This window comes from Gammaproteobacteria bacterium (genome assembly GCA_041395445.1).
Classification (GTDB): domain Bacteria; phylum Pseudomonadota; class Gammaproteobacteria; order Xanthomonadales; family Marinicellaceae; genus NORP309.
The window spans coordinates 39843-58826 of sequence record JAWLAO010000004.1 but is presented as its reverse complement, the minus strand read 5'-3'; the positions used below and the strand labels follow the sequence as shown (position 1 = coordinate 58826).

Genomic DNA, 18984 nt, shown 5'->3' with positions numbered 1-18984 from the left:
ATTGATTTTTCCAACTATAAACAATATATTTTCACCATCACAGGAGAAAAATCATGAAAGAAATAATGAAACCAAACAATATCAAACTTCTGAAAAATGATGTGAATAAGAGCTCTGAACCGTTGCCTTTTCCATTTGATATTCAAGAATGTAAAAAATCATTTGTAACTCGAAATGTGAATCTGGACGACATTAAAACTCTGCTGACTGAAAATATTAAACCTCAAGCTGGTGACTTAGTGATTGCTGAAGTGACAAGGCTCAGGCAACATTGTCGGATTGAGTTTCCGAATGGTCGCAGAAGCAGAATGTTTGTTAAAGATAAAATTTTAGTGAGTTATGGTAACCGATATGCTCCTGATCAGTTTGAGGCAATAGTACCTGATGATTTGTCTCCTTGTCATTTAGTTGCAGGAGGTGGAATTGCTGCCAAAATGCGGTACAAAAGCCCAAGTGTGAGGCCGGCTACAGAAATTAAACCTTTAGGACTAGTCGGTGATAAAGATGGAAAAGTGATCAATCTTTCCAGATACAATCAACTTAAGAAATCTCAACATAGCGATGTAGGAATTCCTGTAATCGTTGTTGCGGGTTCATCAATGAACGCCGGAAAAACAACCACAGTAGCCAGTCTTGTCAAGGGTTTGAGTTCAGATGGTTATAAAGTCGCAGCTGCAAAAATTACAGGAACAGGTTCCGGTTGTGATTTATGGCATTTTCTTGACGCCGGTGCGAATGTTGCCATTGATTTTACTGATGCCGGTTATGCGACTACCTATAAAGTTCAGTCAGATGAAATTTGCAAAATATTTGAACAAACATTGCATCATCTTCAAACCAACAATCCGGACATGATTGTGATTGAAGTTGCTGATGGAATTTTACAAGAAGAAACTGCCGATTTTTTGAAATCTGAAACTGCAAAATCCATGACAACAGCAATGGTGTTCACAGCCGGTGACAGCTGCTCAGCTATTTATGGTTTGAAATGGTTGGAAGAACTTGAATATAACGTCATCGGAATTTCAGGTGTGGTATCTGGGAATCCACTAGGTTCACAAGAAGTTTCAAAATTAACCGATGTTCCTGTTATCACAAAGAAAGAAATGATTTCAGCCGGATTCGGACACAAGATTTATGAATCTATTTTAAATAGAGAATTGAAACAACTAACTGCTGAGTGATACTAACATGAATACTCCATACACCCCATTTTCACCACCGGCTCATTTTTGGAAGCAATCCGGCTGGTCATTGTTCCAACTAGTGATGAATGGTCTGATTAAATCGGCTTTAGTGATAGCAAGCTACTTTCTGATTAGGTCGGCTTCAGCCGGAATCAGAAGTGATAGTTTGGTTTATTCTGAGTCAGTATGGATATTGTCTTTAGTTGCATTCTCCTTCATTATTCTTCGTGTTCATGAGAGATATACTTCTGAAAAAATGTCACAAAAGTATATCAATCGTGTTCGCTCAGTTTTACTAAAAAGATTAATGAGAGCTTCAGTCAGATCGGTTCAGACAATGTCGGTTGGAGCGATGTCATCTCGACTTGGTGGTGATTTATCGGCGGTGAAAAAATGGTTGTCACTTGGAATTGCAAGATTGATTTCTCATGGGTTGCTTTTAAGTATTATTTCGCTATTGATAATCAATATTAACTTGTATTTGGGTTTAGTCATGCTGTTCTCCATGGCTTTACTGGTTGCAGTATCAATGATTATTGGCAAGCAGTTAAAAACTTCAATAAAAAGTGTTCGGAAAAATCGCATCAAAATACATAGTATGTTGGTCGAGCGGCTATCCTCCATAATAACAATCCGGGCAATGGGACAAGAACTCTCAGAAATAAAAAAAATAAACAGAAACGCTGACAAATTAAAACAAAGTGTATCAGAGAACGGTTTTTGGCTTGGACTGCTTAGAGGTTTGGGAGATGCATCTTCACTCATTCTGATTTGTATGGTTTTTGCTTTTCAAGCCACAGGAGGTCATCCTCTGAATGTGGATGAGATGATGGCATTGATCAGTATTATTCTTTTTATCAACTCTCCGATTCGCGAGCTTGCAAGAGTCCATGAATACTATCAAGGTGCAGAGGTTTCTTTGAAAAAACTAAAAGAAATATTTTCAATTCCAAGAATTGTTCGGGGAAGCAGTAAAACTCGTGAAGTTAAAGAAAACTTCGGTGAAGTGACATTGAGAAACGTCAAATTTTCAAAAGTTTTCAAAGGATTGTCTCTTCGAGCGAAGGCAGGGGAACATGTTGCAATAACCGGGAAGAATGGTTCAGGTAAAAGCACGCTTCTTCATTTGATTACAGGATTAGTTAAACAAGAAAGCGGTACTATCAAAGTGAACGGAGTTAATCCGAGATTAACTAACACAAGTGCAAAGTCAGCTCATATAGGTTTTTGTGGAGCTGATACAAACCTCATCAAATCAACATTATTTAGAAATTTGACATATAGAGGAGTGAATTATTCAAAGAATGAGTTCAATGAGTTGCTGACATTTTGTCAAATTGATGAAATTTCCTCTCAATTACCAAAAGGTTTAAACACTGTTGTCAGGGAAGGCGGAAGAAATTTTTCATCGGGAGAAAAGTGCAAAATTTCCCTGTTCCGAGCCTTGCTCGGAAGACCGGAAATACTGATATTGGATGAGCCTGAAAATTACTTGGATAACAGAGGTTTTGAAATTGTTAAGAAAATACTAAGAGACTATCAAGGCACTGTTCTCATTGCGACCCATAATAAAGAACTTATTTCCCTTTGCAACAAGAAATGGCAATTGGACAGAGAAAGACAGTCCAATATAAAAGTGATGAAAAGATTATGAGAAATACAGAAACAAAAACGATGAAACAATTGAATTTCAGATTGATTCCTGAAAATAGCAAAGTTGGTTATTACTGTTATCAACCAAAGAAAGTAGAGCATGTTTTAGTTGCTGTTCATGGCATATCACGGAATGCGGAAGAGATTATTCGATCATTTAAGGATTTAGCAGAACAACATAACGTATTGGTTATTGCACCTGTGTTTAGAAAAGACTTTGCCAAAGACTATCAACGATTGGGAAGAAAAGACAAAGGACCTCGATCGGACTATCAATTACTGGCTATGTTAAAAGATGCTAAGAAACACTTCTCGCTGCAATTTGATAAATTTCACATGTTTGGGTTTTCTGCCGGAGCTCAGTTTGTTCATCGATTTGCGTTTGCACATCCGAATTTGGTTAAGAAGTCTGTGTTGGTCGCAGCAGGTTGGTACACGTTTCCACGTGTTAAAGACGACTATCCATACGGATTAAAACTGAACGATGAATTTACAGATATTTCATTTTCACTTCAAAGAATTTTAAGGCTTCAATTTAAAGTTTTTGTCGGTGACAAAGATTTACAGCGAGACTCATCATTAAACACTGATGAAATCCTCGATAAAAAACAGGGTAAAACAAGAGTTGAAAGAGCTCAAAAATGGAGACAAGCCATGAATAATAAGATGAAAAAACATGGTATTGAAAATACGGTAGAAATTGAGAAGCTGGAAGGAATAAAGCATCAATTTATTGATGGAGTCGAAAATTCTGAGCTCCATACAAAGGTTTTTGATTGGATTTTAGAGAAGTAGGATGAAGCTCTTTTTATTAGTCTTTTTACTTCAAATTGGTTTTGTAGTTAGTGCAAAAACTGAGTTCGATTTTAGCTTTCGTATGGAGGTGGACTATAGTCATTATCATGATGATTTCACCTATTATAAAGAAGATGGTATTAATTTGAGACGATTTCGTGGAGATGTTTTTGCAAAGTTTAATGACAAGTTTTCACTGTATTATCAAACAGATATCTCCGATTATGAATCTCGCCCGATTGCTGCTACACAGGCAGCTTGGTTACGTTACAGAGTCAATAGACAAAATGAAATTTATCTTGGAAAAATGGAAATGCCTTTCAGTCTCGAAAGTGTCAGTAACTCTAAATATCACTTTTTTATGGAACGCTCGTTGGCAAGTGCATTAACAGACAGGTTTGGTATTGGAATTAACTATATTCACTATGGTGAAACCTGGAATTTACGTTTTGGTGTGTTTGGTAATGACCATTATCATCTAGGAAGTTCAAAAAATTATGGCCAGTCATTAACGACAAAAATAGGTAAAGAGCTTAATTTTGAAGGATCAAAACTTTATTTGGGAGCTTCTTATCAGTATCGCAAACCTGAAGACTTTATCAGAGTCAGAACCAAACCGGAATCACAAACTTATGGGACTCGGCTATTGGATACCGACGAGCTCTATTTTGTTTCAAAAATGCAAACTTTCGGAATAGAGGGGTTATGGCAAAAAAACAATTGGACACTGCAAACGGAATACATAGGAAACCAGGTTCAACGTGAGTTTGGTGGCAATTTAAGTTATCAGGGAGGGTATTTTATTGTCAGTAAAATTTTTAATGGAAAGCGCCGATTCAACTATAGAAAAGGAGAATGGCGCTCGACAAGAACAGAGAAATACAAAACTTGGGAAGTGAGTGCTCGGTACAGCTTTCTGGATTTAAACTCAGCTGATTTGAGTGCCGGTAAGGAAAAGAATTACTCACTGGGACTGAATTATTACATCAATAATAAAAGCAGAGTGATGTTTAATGCAATCCGAGCTAAAGCCACACCAAACAGTTCCGGAGTTTATGAAGACTTAGACATTTATCAACTCAGATTTCAATTTGAGTTATAGGAGAAAATTATGAAAAAAATAATATTAGGTTTAGTATTTGTAACTAGTTTGGGGCAATCAGGTGAGTGGGCGCAACCCAATCGTTTGACTTACGTTGGACTTGAAAAGAATCGAAATTATGATGCTACCGAGCCGGCTGTTGCCTTTAATACTAATCAAAATAAATATTTAATTGTCTGGGAAGGAAATGATCAGGCAGCAAACCTTGCTCCCGACGAAGTCGAAATATTTGGTAAGCTATTGAATGCAGAAAATGATGAAGTTGTCACCGATACATTTAGAGTCAGTTTTAATGGTGCAACTTTATCAAATAAATATCATGCCAGACAACCGGAAGTTGTTTATAACGCGGATGCCAATGAATTTGTTGTAGTTTGGTTCGGTGATGATAACAAAAATGGCATGGTTGAAGGTGAGTTTGAGATTTTTGCACAAAGAATCAATGCGGTCGATGGATCTTTGATTGGTAGCGCCAAGAGAGTGAGCGACATGGGGCCAACAGCCAATCGCTCTTATGACGCTTTAAATCCTCATGTTTCATATAATTCGCAAGACAATTTATATCTGGTGGTTTGGCATGGGGAGGAAGGCAGTGCAGCAAGTCCGTTGGGAAGTTTTGAAATTTACGGTCAGCTTTTGGATACCAACTTGAATGAAAAAGGCAATAAAGACTTTGTTATTTCAAACATGGGACCTGCTAATAGTGCTGAATATAATGCCTTTTCCCCGGTTGCATCCTATAACTCGAGGGATAATGAGTTCCTGGTTGTTTGGTATGGAGAAGATGACAGAGACGGAAGGGTTCCTGATGAGTATGAAATCTATGCCAGACGCATCAATGCTCAAACCGGTCAACTCTTGGGGAGTGATTCAACTTCTGTTTCGTATGTCGGGCTGAATGGAGATATCGCGCGAGCGGCAAAATATCCGGATGTGACATACAACAGCTTACTGAATGAGTACTTGGTTGTTTGGTCAGCAGATGACTCAAAAAATGGTCATGTTGGAAATGAATTTGAAATTTATGGCCAAGTATTGGATTCAAATGCCATAGAGAAAGGAAAGAATGATTTTTTAATCTCAGAAATGGGTCCGATTGGCTCGAACTCTTTTGATGCATTTCGTCCTAAAGTTGAGTATTCACCTCTTTCAAATCAATATGTTGTTGTTTGGAGGGGAGATGATGCGGTTGATGGCGAGTTCGAAATATTTACACAGAGACTAGATGCAGAGTCATATGTCAGATTAGGGAAAACCAGTGAGAGGCTCTCATTTGCCGGTGTCGAAGGAAGTTTATTATATGATGCACGCAGAGCTGATATTGCTTTTAATACTGAAAGTGGTCAATTCATAGCTGTTTGGGAGCAAGAGGATAGCACAGAAAACCAACTCGAAGGAGAGTTTGAGATATTTAGTTCGCAATGGTCAGATTCTGAATTTGTATTGAATAGCACAATGACGGGTTCTTGGTATGACTCCGGTAGAAGTGGTGAAGGTTACATTCTACAAATGCTGCCAAATGATAATGTTCTCATCGTTTGGTTTACTTATCTTCCTGATATTGCCGATCAAGCCTGGATTCTAGGAGTTGGAAAAAAATATCAAAATAGAGTTGTCTTTGATAATCTGAACATCACACATGGAGGGATTTTTGGTGAAGCATTTAACCCGGATGATGTTGAAGTTATCACTTGGGGTGATATTTCGGTTGAATTTGATGGGTGTAATAACGGAATAATTAATTATGAGTCGGAAATGTTTGATTATGGTTATGGTCATCATAGTTTCAATCGATTAACCTCAGTTAATGGTTTTGAGTGTGGGGTGACTCAGCAGTCTGATGACACTTACAATTGGTTGACGGGTTCATGGTATGATCCGAGTCACAGTGGCGAAGGCTGGATGATGGAATATCTTGGAAATAACCGCGTTTTAATGTATTGGTTTTCCTATGATGATGTGGGTAATCAGAAATGGTTTTTATCAGTTGGAAATATTGATGAGTTCGGACTTATTCAATTCAATGAGGTGTCAATCACAGATGGAACCTATTTCGGAGATGAGTTTAGTTCTGAGTCTGTAAACGTTTTACCTTGGGGGTCTGTCCAAATGCAGATTAATCATTGTAACTCAATTTCTGTTGCCTACAGTTCAGGGATATCAATCTTTGGTCAGGGCGAGCTTTTAGCAAAGAAATTGTCTGTAATTGACGGACAACAATGTAACTTGTGATTTAAATGTAAATATATTTACAAATATAATAATTTGTGTATAATCATATTTGCTAGAGAGAGTGAGGATAGAATTTAATGAGTATGGGAGAGTTAAACAGGTTGTTGAGTTATATGGCATTTAGGGTTTTTAAACCTCTTGTCGTACTATTTTTAAGAAATTCAATCCCCTATCAGACTGCTTCGGATTGGTTAAAGCGGATTTATGTGGATACTGCTTTTGATAAAAAAGAATTCAGAATCAACCCTGATAAAAAGCAAACTAAAACCCGTGTTGCAGTATTAACAGGATTGTCGAGAATGGAAATTGACAGAATTTTAAAAATTGAAAAGCCACTGGAAGTGACCGAACAAAAATGGAATCGTGCAACAAAAGTATTATCCGGATGGTGTAGTGATAAAGATTATTTAAATGGCGGAAATCCCAAAAAATTACCTGTTTATGGAGAAAAGTCTTTTAGTAGCTTGACGGAAAAATACAGCGGTGGTGCAACAATGCGGTCGATTCTTGATGAGCTAATTAATGTCGGATCGGTTATGCTAAAAGATGATGAGGTCACACTGGTCAGGCAAGATTATGCACAAACACCGGATAAACAAAAACTCATCAATCTGGAAGTTTCAGGTTTATCGACCGGAGCACTATTAAACACTTTGGTTTTCAATGAATCAGAAGAAGAAATGACAAGGAAAAGATATCAAAAAATTGTATTGAATAGAAAAATCCCACTTGACAAAAAAGAAGAAGCAATCCGGTTTATTTATTCTGAGACTGATAAGTTATTGGTTGCTATTGACAATAAATTGTCTGCTTTAACCGAAAATATTGATGAAAAGCAGGAAACACAAACGCTAGGCTTGGGGGCTTACTATTTTGAAGAGAAGTAAAATGAAAAAAATAAACATCCTTTTTATATTGGTATTATTTTTATTTAGCAGCATTCTTGTTGCTCAAACAATTAATGTCAATGGAATCCGAGACTTTACCATTACAGAAAGTACTGTGGTGACTGTCAATGGCAACTCAGGGGTTCAGTTTCCATTTGAAATTATTGGCACCGGTGGTTTTAAGGCGCGATTTATTGTTGATAGTGATGTTAATGCAACAATTTCGCAAGGAACAATCACTGAAATTATCATCCTTAGCGACATTAGCGGTCCTGTGACTTCATTATCACCTTTAAAAATTATGGACCAGAGTGTTTATGTAACCGGTGATACTGTTCTAGCTGGTATAGCATCAATGGATGATTTAAATCTGGGTGACTTAGTGACGGTTGCCGGTTCGATTAACGAAGCCGATAATTCCATGCAATTGAGTCGATTAGAACTGATGCCAACCTTGGATGAATGGTCATTACGAGGGTTTGCAAGAAACATTACAGCAACTGACTTCACTATCGGGGGACTCGCTCTGAATATTAATGCGGTTGTGCCTTTGAATTGTACAGATGGTTTCGTGGAAAACACTTTTGTATCAATTGATGCCGATCCGGATGCGGCATATATCAGCAATAATAATGGTTTGCTTTCTACTCTGACAGGAATAGAGTGTGAACCGCCGGATATAGAAATCATTCCCGGGAATGATTCGATTCCGATTGTTGTTGAAGGGTTCGTTTCTGAAATTATTGATTTATCGACGATTCGAATTAATGATTTTATCGTTTCATTTGATAGCAATACAGAATTTGATAACGGTGAGTTTGAACATCTGGATGTAGGTACAAAGGTTGAAATTCAAGGGTTGATTAATACGGACACTCAGTTGATCACTGCAACAACCATTCGCTTTTTACATATCAGAGTGAGAGCAGAACTACCACTCAATCCTGTTGACGTAACAATAAATCAAAGTTTATCTTTATTTGACCAAGAATTTTTGATTACACCTCAGACTAGAGATGAAGATGATATTCTTTCGTCGGGTATCATATCTCCTATACAAGTGGAGGTTAGAGGTTTCATTGATTCGCAAGGACAGATATTTTTACAACGTGTCAGAGAAAGAGGAAGTGCCGATTACAATGATGTGTCATTAAGAGGTGAACTGACAGCTGTAAGTATGCCACAATTGGCAATTAATAATGTGAATATTGATTCAACGAGTTCACAATTTATTATTGATGAAAATCCGGTCGATATGGCTACATTCTTTGCTCAACTTGAAGTTGGAATGCAAGTTGAAATTTCTGAGGCTACCTATGACGATATGTCCAATGAATTATCTGTAGGAATTATAGAATTAATTGAGGCAGAAATAGAGGACGACCCAGATGCTGCCGGTATCCTCGAGAAGTCAGGTCAACCTCATTTAAAAGAGATTATTGGTACAGGTGGAGTTGGTATTGGCACGATTTTTGGAACAGAAATAATTTTCAACAACGGATTTGAATAAATTCTGATACCACAAATGACGTCTCAGATAATGATGGTATTATCTGAGACGTTATCGTTTTTAAAAAACTAATATATTTATTAATTAACGAAAATACCACTTACCAAGGCTTGATGAATAAACAAGTTTCAAATTATTGGGTACAACGAATGAGTTGTAGTCAATCCCTCCAGCTCTGAATGGATGACCATTGCCATCAATGGTGTACTGGGCAGGACCATCTTCCAGTAAAATGATTTCTAACAATTGGCCATCAGCCGGAGTTGCAGGAAGAGTAATAGTGACATCTGCAGTAACTATAATAAATTGATTATCTGTACTTAAAGTTGTTGTAGCTCCGATAAAGGTTGCTGATAATCCCTCTCCGGCAGGCCCTTGTGGTCCAACAGGACCTTGAATGCCTTGCGGTCCCTGCGGCCCCGGATCGCCTTGGGGTCCTTGCGGACCAATAAAAGTATTTGCATCACAAACGCCAAGAACACCGGTTGCGCCATCAGTACAAATTGGATCTGTTTGTAAAGGAGCTGTTGGAACCGATCTGAAATATACACTTCCATCTTCATTGACACGCATATCTTCTTGTGTACCAGCTTGATTGGTAATGACCATACCATCTCCGGAATCGGGAGTAATGGTGACATCATCCGCCTGGATTTGAGCATAAGCACTCAATAGTGCCATAACTAATATTTTTTATTTTTATTCATGATTGAACCCCTTTATTTTATTTTTTGAAGCCAGAAGAATGAGTACAGTGGACAATATTAGTAAGCCAATTAGACTTAAAGATGGAATAGGAAATGCCAAAGGAGTACCGAACCAACCTCTGACGTTACTTCCCTGAATTGAATTGAAAGATTCAGGAGAACCCGGAGCAATGACTTGTGCCGTACCATAATTATCGGTAACATCAACATAGTCGATTAATTGAGAAGCACTTAGTGCAAGCGCAAGCATTGCTTCATCTCCTGGAGAATCACTAATTATTGTTAGTAAATTTCCATCAACTCCAGTCAATTGCAAGTGTTGCATAACAATTTGCTGGCTGGACGCTTGGAACTCTAATAATTTGTCAACTGTAGATGCTACAGTCAGAATGTTAAAACGAGTTTCTCCCGAAATTTTGCTTGTGTTAGAACCTCCATCAATAAAATTGACAGTCGAGTTTCCTGCATTAAATGTGCCGTTATTATCCCAATCTTCAACTATGCTTATGGTCGCTCCATTAGCTGATGACTGAGCATTATTGCTATTTGAAAAACTAAGCAGACTGGTCTGCAAAAATAGCCGTGCCCGAATTGGTTAAACTATGACTTGGGTTATTTACAATGGAATTCCCAAAGTTAACAGTACTGCCCTGACCGATGTCAATGGAAGAAGCTATGCTGAAATTACTCAACAAACATGCAAAAATAAAAATTGAGACTTGAAAAGGTTTATTATTCTTCATTATTCCCCCTTGATTTATTTGAATTATCCTCATGATACTAGCATATAAATTACCAACTTAAATCTTTAAAACAAGCTATTTCAGTAAATTTCTGACATTGAATAAAAAACCTGTATGATAAAATGCCAGCAGATGTTCAATATAAGAATATCTGCTAGAATATGGGCTTTCAATCAAGGGAAACATTTATGGCTGTTCATGAAATTAAACATCCGCTCATTCAACACAAACTCGGTTTGCTGAGAAAAAAAGACATCAGCATTAAAAGTTTTCGAGAAATTATTTCAGAAATCGGAGCGATGTTGACCTATGAGGCCTGTCGTAACCTTGAAATGGTTTCCAAAACCGTTGAAACATGGAATGGCACCACTGAAATTGAAGAAATTGCCGGCAAGAAAATGACCGTTGTTCCGATACTCAGAGCCGGAATGGGAATGCTGGACGGAGTTCTGCAAATTGTACCCAATGCCAGGGTTTCAGTTGTCGGTTTTGAACGTGATGAACAAACTCTGGAAGCCAGTTGCTATTACAAAAAACTGGTCAAAGACATCGAAAACCGCAAAGTGATTGTTATTGATCCCATGCTGGCTACCGGCGGTACACTCATTGCCACACTGGACGCATTAAAACAAGCCGGCTGTAAAGATGTTGTTGGTATATTTCTGGTAGCTGCACCCGAAGGAATTAAAAAAGTGCAGGAAAAACACCCCGATGTCGAAATCTATGTCGCAGCTATTGACAGTCATCTCAATGAGCAAGGATACATCATCCCGGGATTAGGAGATGCCGGTGATAAGATATTTGGAACGAGATAATTTTCGGACAAATAGATTTATGAAGGTTTTTTTAAGGAACGCAGAGAACGTAAGGGTTAAAATATAACTGCTTTATCCTTTGATTAATTTCAACCCACTTCATGCTCTTAAATTCCTTCATGGTAAACCTGTTATTTGTGTTTTTGAATGCAAAATTAGCTCAAATTCACCGGGTCAATATCCAGATTCCAGATAATTCCATTGTCAATTTTATCTTTGCGAATCATTATCAATGCATTTTTTAATGATTGATGCAGCGATTTGCGGTTATTGGCGTTAAATATCAGTTGCATTTGATATTGCCCCATTTTTTTGTAAATTGGCGCGGGAATTGGTCCTAACACGCTGACATTGGGGTCTTGAGGGGTGTTGTTGTTTACCGTTTCCAAAAAAAACTCTAGCTTTTTTTCATCTTTACAACGGGCTCTAATGATGGACATAAAACTCGCCGGTGGAAAACCGACTTGTTGACGAAGTTTGAGTTCATGAGTGGCGTATTCTTGATAATTTTTGCCAAGAAGCAACTCAAAAAATTCATTTTGCGGACATTGAGTCTGAATAATCACTTGACCTTTCTTGTGTTTTCTTCCGGCACGTCCGGAGACCTGAATCATCAGTTGAGAAAGATGTTCGGTAGCGCGAAAATCCAGCGAATAAAAGCTATTGTCAACATTAACAATGACAACCAAGGTCAGATTCGGAAAATCATGACCCTTGGAGAGCATCTGCGTGCCTACCAAAACACAAGGTTTGCCGGTTTTGATTTCATCAACAGTTTTTTGCCATTGATTGGATGTTTTAACAGTATCTCGGTCAACACGGATGATTTCGGCATTTGGTAAGTTTTCAGCTAATCCTTTGTGTAGTTTTTCAGTTCCGACTCCCATGGTTTCGATTTTTTGTGAACCACATTGTGGACAAAACTCAGGAATACCGTAAATTCTTTCACAATGATGACAACGCAGTCGATCCATGTATTTGTGATAAGTCAGATATGTGTCGCAATGATCACATTCTGCCACCCAACCACAGTCCTGACAGGTGATTTTGGGTGACCAGCCACGGCGATTGAGAAAAACCAATGCCTGATTGCCTTGTTGCAATTCTTGGTCAATTTGACCTAAAACGGCTTTCGAAAGACCCTTGAGCATCTTATGTTTTCTGACATCAAGAATTTTTATAGCCGGCAGGTTTTGTTTGTTGGTTCGCTCACGCAATTTCAACCAGTGATATTTGCCATTTTGTGCATTGTTAAAGGTTTCCAACGATGGAGTAGCAGAGCCTAAAATAACCGGTAAGTTTTCAAATTGTGCTCGCATCACCGCTAAGTCACGAGCAGAATAACGAAAACCGTCTTGCTGTTTAAAACTCAAATCGTGCTCTTCATCGACGATGATAATGGCAAGATTTGCAAACGGTGTAAAGATTCCCGAACGGGTGGCAACAATCACATCAATTTCACCGGATTTGGCTTTTTGCCACGCTCTGGCACGAGCGGCATCGGTTAAACCGGAGTGCAAAACAGCCACACAGCCATGAATACGTTTGGCAAACTCATGAAAAAGCTGAGGTGTCAGTCCGATTTCAGGGACTAAAACCAAGGCTTGTTGCTTGTTATTGACGAACTGTTTAACCAATCGAATATAAACTTCGGTTTTACCGGAACCGGTGATTCCATCCAGCAAGAAAGTTTGAAATCCTGAACTCTTGTTTATTGAATCAAATGCTTTTTGCTGGTCTGATGTTAATATGAAATCCGGGTCAGCAGGCGGATGGGCATCGACAAAGCACAGTTCCGATTGCACTAATAAGCCTTTTTTGAGTAGCGATTGGCATTGAGAAGACGGGCTGGAATCAACATGGGTCATGGAACGACTTTGTAACGGACCATTATCACGCAAGTAATAGAAGATATTTTTTTGCTTTTCGGACTTCAGTAATGTTTCGATTTCCTTATCAGAAATATTTTCTTTCACTTGCCACCAGATTTCTTTGGGAAGTTTAGGGTTGTTTTTATTCTTAAACCACTTGGGAATGCCGCTGAAAATCACTTCTCCAAAAGGTTGCAGATAATACTGATGAACTTTCTTCATGTACTCAATATTTTTCTGGGGAAGAAAAATATCTTTATCCAGTATTTCAATAATGTGTTTTAAATTTTTTGTATAATCTCCGGGTGAAAGACTGACAATAACTGCAACCAATTGTTTGTTTCTGAACGGCACGACCACCCGCATTCCAACCTCAATTGGTTTGCCACAAAGATGGTCAGGAACTAAATAACTCAGAGTGTCAGCAAAAGGAATCGGTAAAGCAACACGGATGATTTTTTGATCAGAAACAGGCATGGATATATGTTAGTTTTTTGCGAAAGGAAAACAAGGTTTTTTTTAAAAATTACAATTTTGTAATTTATGTCAAATTCCTTACCTAAATTCTTCAAACACCTTATAAGTTGTTGTTTTAGAAACACTAACAATGTTTGTTCACAATGCCTGTGGATAACTTTGTGGATAACTTCAAAATAGGTCGATGGAAAGCTGATAAATACAGGATGTTTATCAAACTGGTTAAAAATTAACCAGTATAAATTTATTTAATAAAAACAAAAGGTTATGATAATTGTTTAGCTAAGTTGTGGAAAATTGCAAGAAAAATAGTTAAAAAATATCTTGACACGAATAAGGTGTGTAAAAATCAACAGGTTATAAGGAATTTTAAATAAATTGTTAAAGAATTTGTCGAGTAATCTATAGCTTTCGAACCCAGAAAATAAAAACAATGATCAGGACAAAACTCATGCCGAACCATTGCAAGGCATAGGCTTTGTGTTTTGCCGGAGGCATAATGACGGGATGCCATACACGTTTAAACCCGTCGGACACGCTTTCATCAAGTAATAAAATATTCTTGCTGATTTCACAAGGAGATTCGGAGCATAGTTTTTTCTGTAGGAGATTGTTGATTTTATCCTCTTCGTAATAAGTTACTTTTTGGATATCGAGGTCTTTCAGGTTGATTTCACCCAGACGCAAGCCAACTTGCGGTGATGAATTGAGTTTGCCTTTGATGAGTTTCGGCTCGGATTGGATTTTGGTGAGGTTGTTGTTGAATTTGTTGTTGCTAATCCAGCCACGATTCACCATGATAATGGTTTCAATTCCTGAAATTTTGAAAGGAGTAAAAACATGAACTCCGACTTCCTTGTTATGGATTTGATTTTCCAGAGTCAATTGAGGTGACGGTAAAAATTCTCCGTGAATTTCAACATTTGCATATCGCGGAAGTTCTTCAAGCTGCGAACTGACATGAACTCTAGTGATATTTTCATCGGCGAGCAATGTTAAGAGTTCCTGTTTTTCGGCAGCTCGTCGCAACTGCCAGAAGCCCAGATTGATCATCAAAATAACCATTGCTGTTGCAATGATTAAAGGAATTAACGGAATTTTTTTCATTCTTGTAAGTTTTGTTTTCCGAAGGAAAAAGGCAATAAATCCGAAATTGTGAAGGATTTGATTTGCTGGTCGTGATAAACCAATATTTCAGTATCATCATCGGCAAACTCATTGATTTTCTGCCGGCATCCGCCGCAAGGTGTTGTCAGCAAATGCCCTGAACTAACCAACAGTATTTTTTTAATTTTTTTGCCACCTGAAAGTACCATGCTTGAGATGGCAGACGCTTCGGCACATACGCCTAAAGGATAAGCCGAATTTTCGACATTACAGCCACTGTGAATTTGGTTGTTTTCATCAATAATTGCAGCTCCGACAGAAAAGTTGGAATAAGGAGCATAAGCCTTTTGCATGGCTGATTGAGCAGATTTCAATAATTTTTGTTCCAACGAGCTGGTTGCTGACATAAATTCGATTCCTTAAAACGATTGCAAACAATATCGGATAATTGGGAGCTTTTCAATAAATTTGGGAGTTTTCATTGGCATTGCTAGGGGTTATAACATAAAATACGCACCCTCGCTATCAAGGCGAATTAATCTGGTTGGAACGATTGTTCAACGTCCAATCGGTACTATTAACGAGGGATTGGCTCATTCTTTTATAAATGCTATCCCATATTCAGGAGAAATGTCATGTTGACAAATGAACAAACTCAACAAATTATCAACGATTACAAAACCAGCGAAAACGACACCGGATCAGCAGATGTGCAAATTGCATTGTTGACAGCTCGTATCGAATACTTAACTGAGCATTTTAAAACTCACAAAAAAGATCTTCACTCCAGAAGAGGTCTGATTAAGTTGGTTAATCAACGTCGTAAGCTACAGAAATATCTGAAAGCAAAAGACGAAAATCGTTATCAGGAACTCATCAAGCGTTTGGGCTTGCGTAGGTAAGAAATCAAAAAGGTACTGTAAAAAGTACCTTTTTTATATGTCGGAAAGAAAAAATTATAGGTGAAAATAGCAGTGGCTAAATATACAAAAAAATTTCAGTATGGCAAACATACTGTAGAGTTAGAAACAGGTGAGATCGCAAGACAGGCAAGTGCGACAGTAATAGCAAGAATGGGAGATACCGTTGTGATGGTTGCGGCGGTAGCAAAAAAGGAAGCGGTTCCGGGACAAAACTTCTTTCCGTTAACAGTTAATTATCAAGAAAAATTCTATGCCGCCGGTAAAATTCCCGGCGGTTTTTTTAAGCGCGAAGGCAGACCAACTGAAAAAGAAACTTTGGTGAGTCGTTTGATTGATCGTCCAATCAGACCTTTATTTCCAAAAGGATTCAATAATGAAATTCAGGTAACAGCAACTGTGATTTCATATTGTAAAGAAGTGGATGCAGATATTCCGGCGTTGATTGGCGCATCAGCTGCAATCAGTTTAACAGGAGCACCTTTCCAGGGTCCTATCGGAGCCGCAAAAGTCGGTTATAAAGATGGTGAATACATTCTCAACCCATCAAAGGAAGAGCTCAAAGGCTCTCAACTGGAATTGGTTGTAGCAGGTACAGAATCTGCGGTTCTTATGGTTGAGTCGGAAGCCGCTTTGTTATCGGAAGAGGTGATGCTGGGCGCAGTTAGTTTTGGACATCAACAACAACAAGTCGTTATCAACGCAATCAATGAAATGGTTGAAGAAACCGGTGTTCAGCAATGGGAGTGGCAAGCTCCTGAGATGAAACAAGATGTTGTTAACAGCGTAAAAGAAGTGATTGCCAATCAATTGATTGAAGCTTACAACACCAGTGACAAAGCCAGCAGATACGAAAAATTATCTGCAATGAGAAACGAAGCCTTGGAGAAATTAGTTTCCGATGCCGAAGATTCTCCTAGCGCTGAAGAAGTGAATGAAATCATTGCCTTGATTGAAAAAGCTCATGTTCGTAAGAAAATTCTCACCGGCCAACCAAGAATTGACGGTCGTGGATTGTCAGATGTTCGTCAAATCACGGTGAAAACAGGAATTCTGCCGAGAACTCATGGTTCCGCTTTGTTCACCCGTGGTGAAACTCAAGCGGTTGTAGTAACCACTTTGGGAACAGGTAGAGATGCTCAGTTAATTGATGCACTGGACGGCGAAGAAAAAGATCGTTTCATGTTGCATTACAACTTCCCTCCATATTGTGTGGGTGAAACCGGATTTGCAGGTGGACCGAAACGTCGTGAAATCGGACATGGCAAACTGGCAAAACGCGGTTTGATGGCAGTAATGCCGAATGAAGAAGAATTTCCTTATGTGATTCGTGTGGTTTCAGAAATCACAGAATCGAACGGTTCAAGCTCAATGGCTTCAGTTTGCGGTTCATCACTTTCAATGATGGACGCCGGAGTTCCTTTAAAAGCTCCGGTCGCCGGAATTGCGATGGGATTGATTAAAGAAGGTGACGGATTTGCGGTTCTTTCCGATATTTTAGGTGATGAAGATCATCTTGGCGATATGGATTTTAAAGTAGCAGGAACTTCCGAAGGTATCACAGCTCTGCAAATGGACATCAAGATTGAAGGAATCACTGAAGAAATCATGCAAAAAGCCTTATCACAAGCGAAAGGCGGACGCGAATATATCCTTGGCGAAATGAATAAAGTTCTGGGTGCCGGTCGTGAAGAAATGTCTGATTATGCTCCAAAACTTCTGACTTTGACTGTTCACCCGGATAAAATCCGTGAAGTGATTGGTAAAGGTGGTGCAACCATCCGCGCATTGACCGAAGAAACCAATACAACAATTGAAATCACTGATGATGGCGTGGTGACAATTGCTGCGGTTAATGGTGAAGATGCTCGTGAAGCGGTGAGACGCATTGAAATGATTACTGCTGATGTTGAAGTCGGTGCGGTTTATGAAGGCAAAGTTGTTAAAATCATGGACTTTGGAGCATTCGTCAATGTTCTTCCGGGTAAAGACGGAATGGTTCACATTTCAGAAATTTCACATAGTCGTGTTGCAAATGTTTCAGATGTTCTGAAAGAAGGCGATACCGTAAAAGTGAAAGTTCTGGAAATCGACAAACAAAACCGTGTAAGGCTTTCTATTAAAGCTCTGCTTGATAAGCCGGAAAAAAAAGAAGATAAAAAGGACTAACTTTTTAAAGTCAGTTTAACGAAAAAAGCCAAACTTTAATGTTTGGCTTTTTTGTTTGTATTTTGAAAAGGATTTTATGACTTCAAATACTCTTCCAAATCGGTGCTTCCACCAATCAATTGACCATCAATAAACACTTTAGGTACAACGCCATCGCCGGAAAGTGCACGAGTTGTTATATGCGTGGCATCCTTACCGATAACAATTTCTTCATAAGTTAAATGATGTGCATCCAGCATTTCTTTGGCTTTTTTGCAAAATGGGCAAGTGTCTTTAGTTAAAATAGTGATTGATGCCGGTGGTTTTGCATCGGAATTCAGATGTTTTAACATGGTATCGGCATCAGATACGTCAAACGGATCACCCGGTTTTTCCTGTTCGATAAACATTTTTTCAATCACGCCGTTTTTAACTAACATCGAATAACGCCACGAGCGTTTACCGAAACCCACTTGTTGTTTGTCAACCAATAAACCCATACCTTCAGTGAACTGTCCGTTGCCGTCAGGAAGCATTTTAACGTTCTTGACTTTTAAATCTTTCGCCCAGGCATTCATGACAAAGGTATCATTAACGCTGATACAATAGATTTCGTCAACGCCATTTTCTTTCAGCACCGGTGCCAGTTGATCATAGCGCGGCAGGTGTGATGCTGAACAGGTCGGAGTGTAGGCACCCGGAAGCGAGAATACAACGACGGTTTTGTTAGCAAACAAATCTTCGCTGCTCCAGCTTTGCCATTCAAAATTATGCCTAACTGGGAATGTAACTTGTGGGACGTTTTGTCCGGTTTTATCTTCAAACATATT

General features: G+C 38.6%; 16 protein-coding genes. 10 read left to right on the top strand and 6 right to left on the bottom strand.

The genetic code is table 11. From position 1 onward, the window contains the following. Window positions 1–53: 53 nt before the first annotated feature. From R3F25_08270 to R3F25_08240, 7 genes are all read left to right on the top strand, one after another. Window positions 54–1184, top strand: a complete 1131-nt coding sequence (locus R3F25_08270) for a DUF1611 domain-containing protein (protein ID MEZ5496811.1) — start codon at window positions 54–56, stop codon at window positions 1182–1184. Between the two features lie 7 nt (window positions 1185–1191). Next, window positions 1192–2841 (top strand): ABC transporter ATP-binding protein, encoded by a 1650-nt coding sequence (locus tag R3F25_08265; protein ID MEZ5496810.1) that lies wholly within the window; start codon window positions 1192–1194, stop codon window positions 2839–2841. Next, complete coding sequence (locus R3F25_08260; protein ID MEZ5496809.1) at window positions 2838–3635, top strand: alpha/beta hydrolase; 798 nt, start codon at window positions 2838–2840, stop codon at window positions 3633–3635. The genes R3F25_08265 and R3F25_08260 overlap by 4 nt, the downstream gene beginning before the upstream one ends. Window position 3636: 1 nt before the next feature. Further along, window positions 3637–4737 carry a porin gene (locus R3F25_08255; protein ID MEZ5496808.1) on the top strand — a complete coding sequence of 367 codons (1101 nt, stop codon included), beginning with the start codon at window positions 3637–3639 and terminating at the stop codon, window positions 4735–4737. Window positions 4738–4746: 9 nt separating this feature from the next. Further along, a complete protein-coding gene (locus tag R3F25_08250; protein ID MEZ5496807.1) occupies window positions 4747–6969 on the top strand; it encodes a hypothetical protein in 2223 nt (740 codons plus the stop codon). 77 nt (window positions 6970–7046) lie between these two features. Then, window positions 7047–7856 carry a DUF6502 family protein gene (locus R3F25_08245; protein ID MEZ5496806.1) on the top strand — a complete coding sequence of 270 codons (810 nt, stop codon included), beginning with the start codon at window positions 7047–7049 and terminating at the stop codon, window positions 7854–7856. 1 nt (window position 7857) lies between these two features. After that, window positions 7858–9366, top strand: a complete 1509-nt coding sequence (locus tag R3F25_08240) for a DUF5666 domain-containing protein (protein ID MEZ5496805.1) — start codon at window positions 7858–7860, stop codon at window positions 9364–9366. 84 nt (window positions 9367–9450) lie between these two features. Here the strand turns inward: R3F25_08240 and R3F25_08235 are convergent, their stop codons facing one another. Together R3F25_08235 and R3F25_08230 are read right to left on the bottom strand one after the other, a co-directional pair. Continuing rightward, window positions 9451–10047: a hypothetical protein gene (locus R3F25_08235; GenBank protein MEZ5496804.1), complete on the bottom strand. Its 597-nt coding sequence runs from the start codon at window positions 10045–10047 to the stop codon at window positions 9451–9453. A gap of 18 nt (window positions 10048–10065) precedes the next feature. Next, window positions 10066–10647, bottom strand: coding sequence for a hypothetical protein (locus R3F25_08230; protein MEZ5496803.1), 582 nt, complete (start codon window positions 10645–10647; stop codon window positions 10066–10068). A gap of 357 nt (window positions 10648–11004) precedes the next feature. Here R3F25_08230 and upp point away from each other — a divergent pair, with 357 nt between their 5' ends. Then, on the top strand, window positions 11005–11631 hold the full coding sequence (upp, locus tag R3F25_08225; GenBank protein ID MEZ5496802.1) for a uracil phosphoribosyltransferase: 627 nt from the start codon (window positions 11005–11007) through the stop codon (window positions 11629–11631). A 155-nt stretch (window positions 11632–11786) separates the two neighbouring features. Here the strand turns inward: upp and R3F25_08220 are convergent, their stop codons facing one another. The 3 genes from R3F25_08220 to cdd form a co-directional block, all read right to left on the bottom strand. Next, entirely contained in the window at window positions 11787–13979 is a 2193-nt protein-coding gene (locus R3F25_08220) for a primosomal protein N' (GenBank protein ID MEZ5496801.1), read from the bottom strand. A gap of 402 nt (window positions 13980–14381) precedes the next feature. Then, window positions 14382–15086: an SURF1 family protein gene (locus R3F25_08215; GenBank protein ID MEZ5496800.1), complete on the bottom strand. Its 705-nt coding sequence runs from the start codon at window positions 15084–15086 to the stop codon at window positions 14382–14384. After that, entirely contained in the window at window positions 15083–15493 is a 411-nt protein-coding gene (gene cdd, locus R3F25_08210) for a cytidine deaminase (GenBank protein MEZ5496799.1), read from the bottom strand. Before cdd ends, R3F25_08215 begins: the two co-directional genes overlap by 4 nt. Window positions 15494–15721: 228 nt before the next feature. Here cdd and rpsO point away from each other — a divergent pair, with 228 nt between their 5' ends. Beyond that, window positions 15722–15988: a 30S ribosomal protein S15 gene (gene rpsO, locus R3F25_08205; protein ID MEZ5496798.1), complete on the top strand. Its 267-nt coding sequence runs from the start codon at window positions 15722–15724 to the stop codon at window positions 15986–15988. A gap of 72 nt (window positions 15989–16060) precedes the next feature. After that, window positions 16061–18175: a polyribonucleotide nucleotidyltransferase gene (gene pnp, locus R3F25_08200; GenBank protein MEZ5496797.1), complete on the top strand. Its 2115-nt coding sequence runs from the start codon at window positions 16061–16063 to the stop codon at window positions 18173–18175. 74 nt (window positions 18176–18249) lie between these two features. On the opposite strand, the gene R3F25_08195 is transcribed toward pnp, so the two are convergent. Then, window positions 18250–18981 (bottom strand): glutathione peroxidase, encoded by a 732-nt coding sequence (locus R3F25_08195; protein ID MEZ5496796.1) that lies wholly within the window; start codon window positions 18979–18981, stop codon window positions 18250–18252. Window positions 18982–18984: the final 3 nt, after the last annotated feature.

Coding starts and splice junctions, on each gene's coding strand:
- R3F25_08195 (MEZ5496796.1), bottom strand. CDS start 18,981: ATGTTTGAAGATAAAACCGGACAAAACGTCCCACAAGTTACATTCCCA.
- upp (MEZ5496802.1), top strand. CDS start 11,005: ATGGCTGTTCATGAAATTAAACATCCGCTCATTCAACACAAACTCGGT.
- R3F25_08255 (MEZ5496808.1), top strand. CDS start 3,637: ATGAAGCTCTTTTTATTAGTCTTTTTACTTCAAATTGGTTTTGTAGTT.
- R3F25_08265 (MEZ5496810.1), top strand. CDS start 1,192: ATGAATACTCCATACACCCCATTTTCACCACCGGCTCATTTTTGGAAG.
- R3F25_08270 (MEZ5496811.1), top strand. CDS start 54: ATGAAAGAAATAATGAAACCAAACAATATCAAACTTCTGAAAAATGAT.
- R3F25_08220 (MEZ5496801.1), bottom strand. CDS start 13,979: ATGCCTGTTTCTGATCAAAAAATCATCCGTGTTGCTTTACCGATTCCT.
- R3F25_08260 (MEZ5496809.1), top strand. CDS start 2,838: ATGAGAAATACAGAAACAAAAACGATGAAACAATTGAATTTCAGATTG.
- R3F25_08215 (MEZ5496800.1), bottom strand. CDS start 15,086: ATGAAAAAAATTCCGTTAATTCCTTTAATCATTGCAACAGCAATGGTT.
- R3F25_08240 (MEZ5496805.1), top strand. CDS start 7,858: ATGAAAAAAATAAACATCCTTTTTATATTGGTATTATTTTTATTTAGC.
- R3F25_08235 (MEZ5496804.1), bottom strand. CDS start 10,047: ATGGCACTATTGAGTGCTTATGCTCAAATCCAGGCGGATGATGTCACC.
- R3F25_08245 (MEZ5496806.1), top strand. CDS start 7,047: ATGAGTATGGGAGAGTTAAACAGGTTGTTGAGTTATATGGCATTTAGG.
- rpsO (MEZ5496798.1), top strand. CDS start 15,722: ATGTTGACAAATGAACAAACTCAACAAATTATCAACGATTACAAAACC.
- R3F25_08250 (MEZ5496807.1), top strand. CDS start 4,747: ATGAAAAAAATAATATTAGGTTTAGTATTTGTAACTAGTTTGGGGCAA.
- cdd (MEZ5496799.1), bottom strand. CDS start 15,493: ATGTCAGCAACCAGCTCGTTGGAACAAAAATTATTGAAATCTGCTCAA.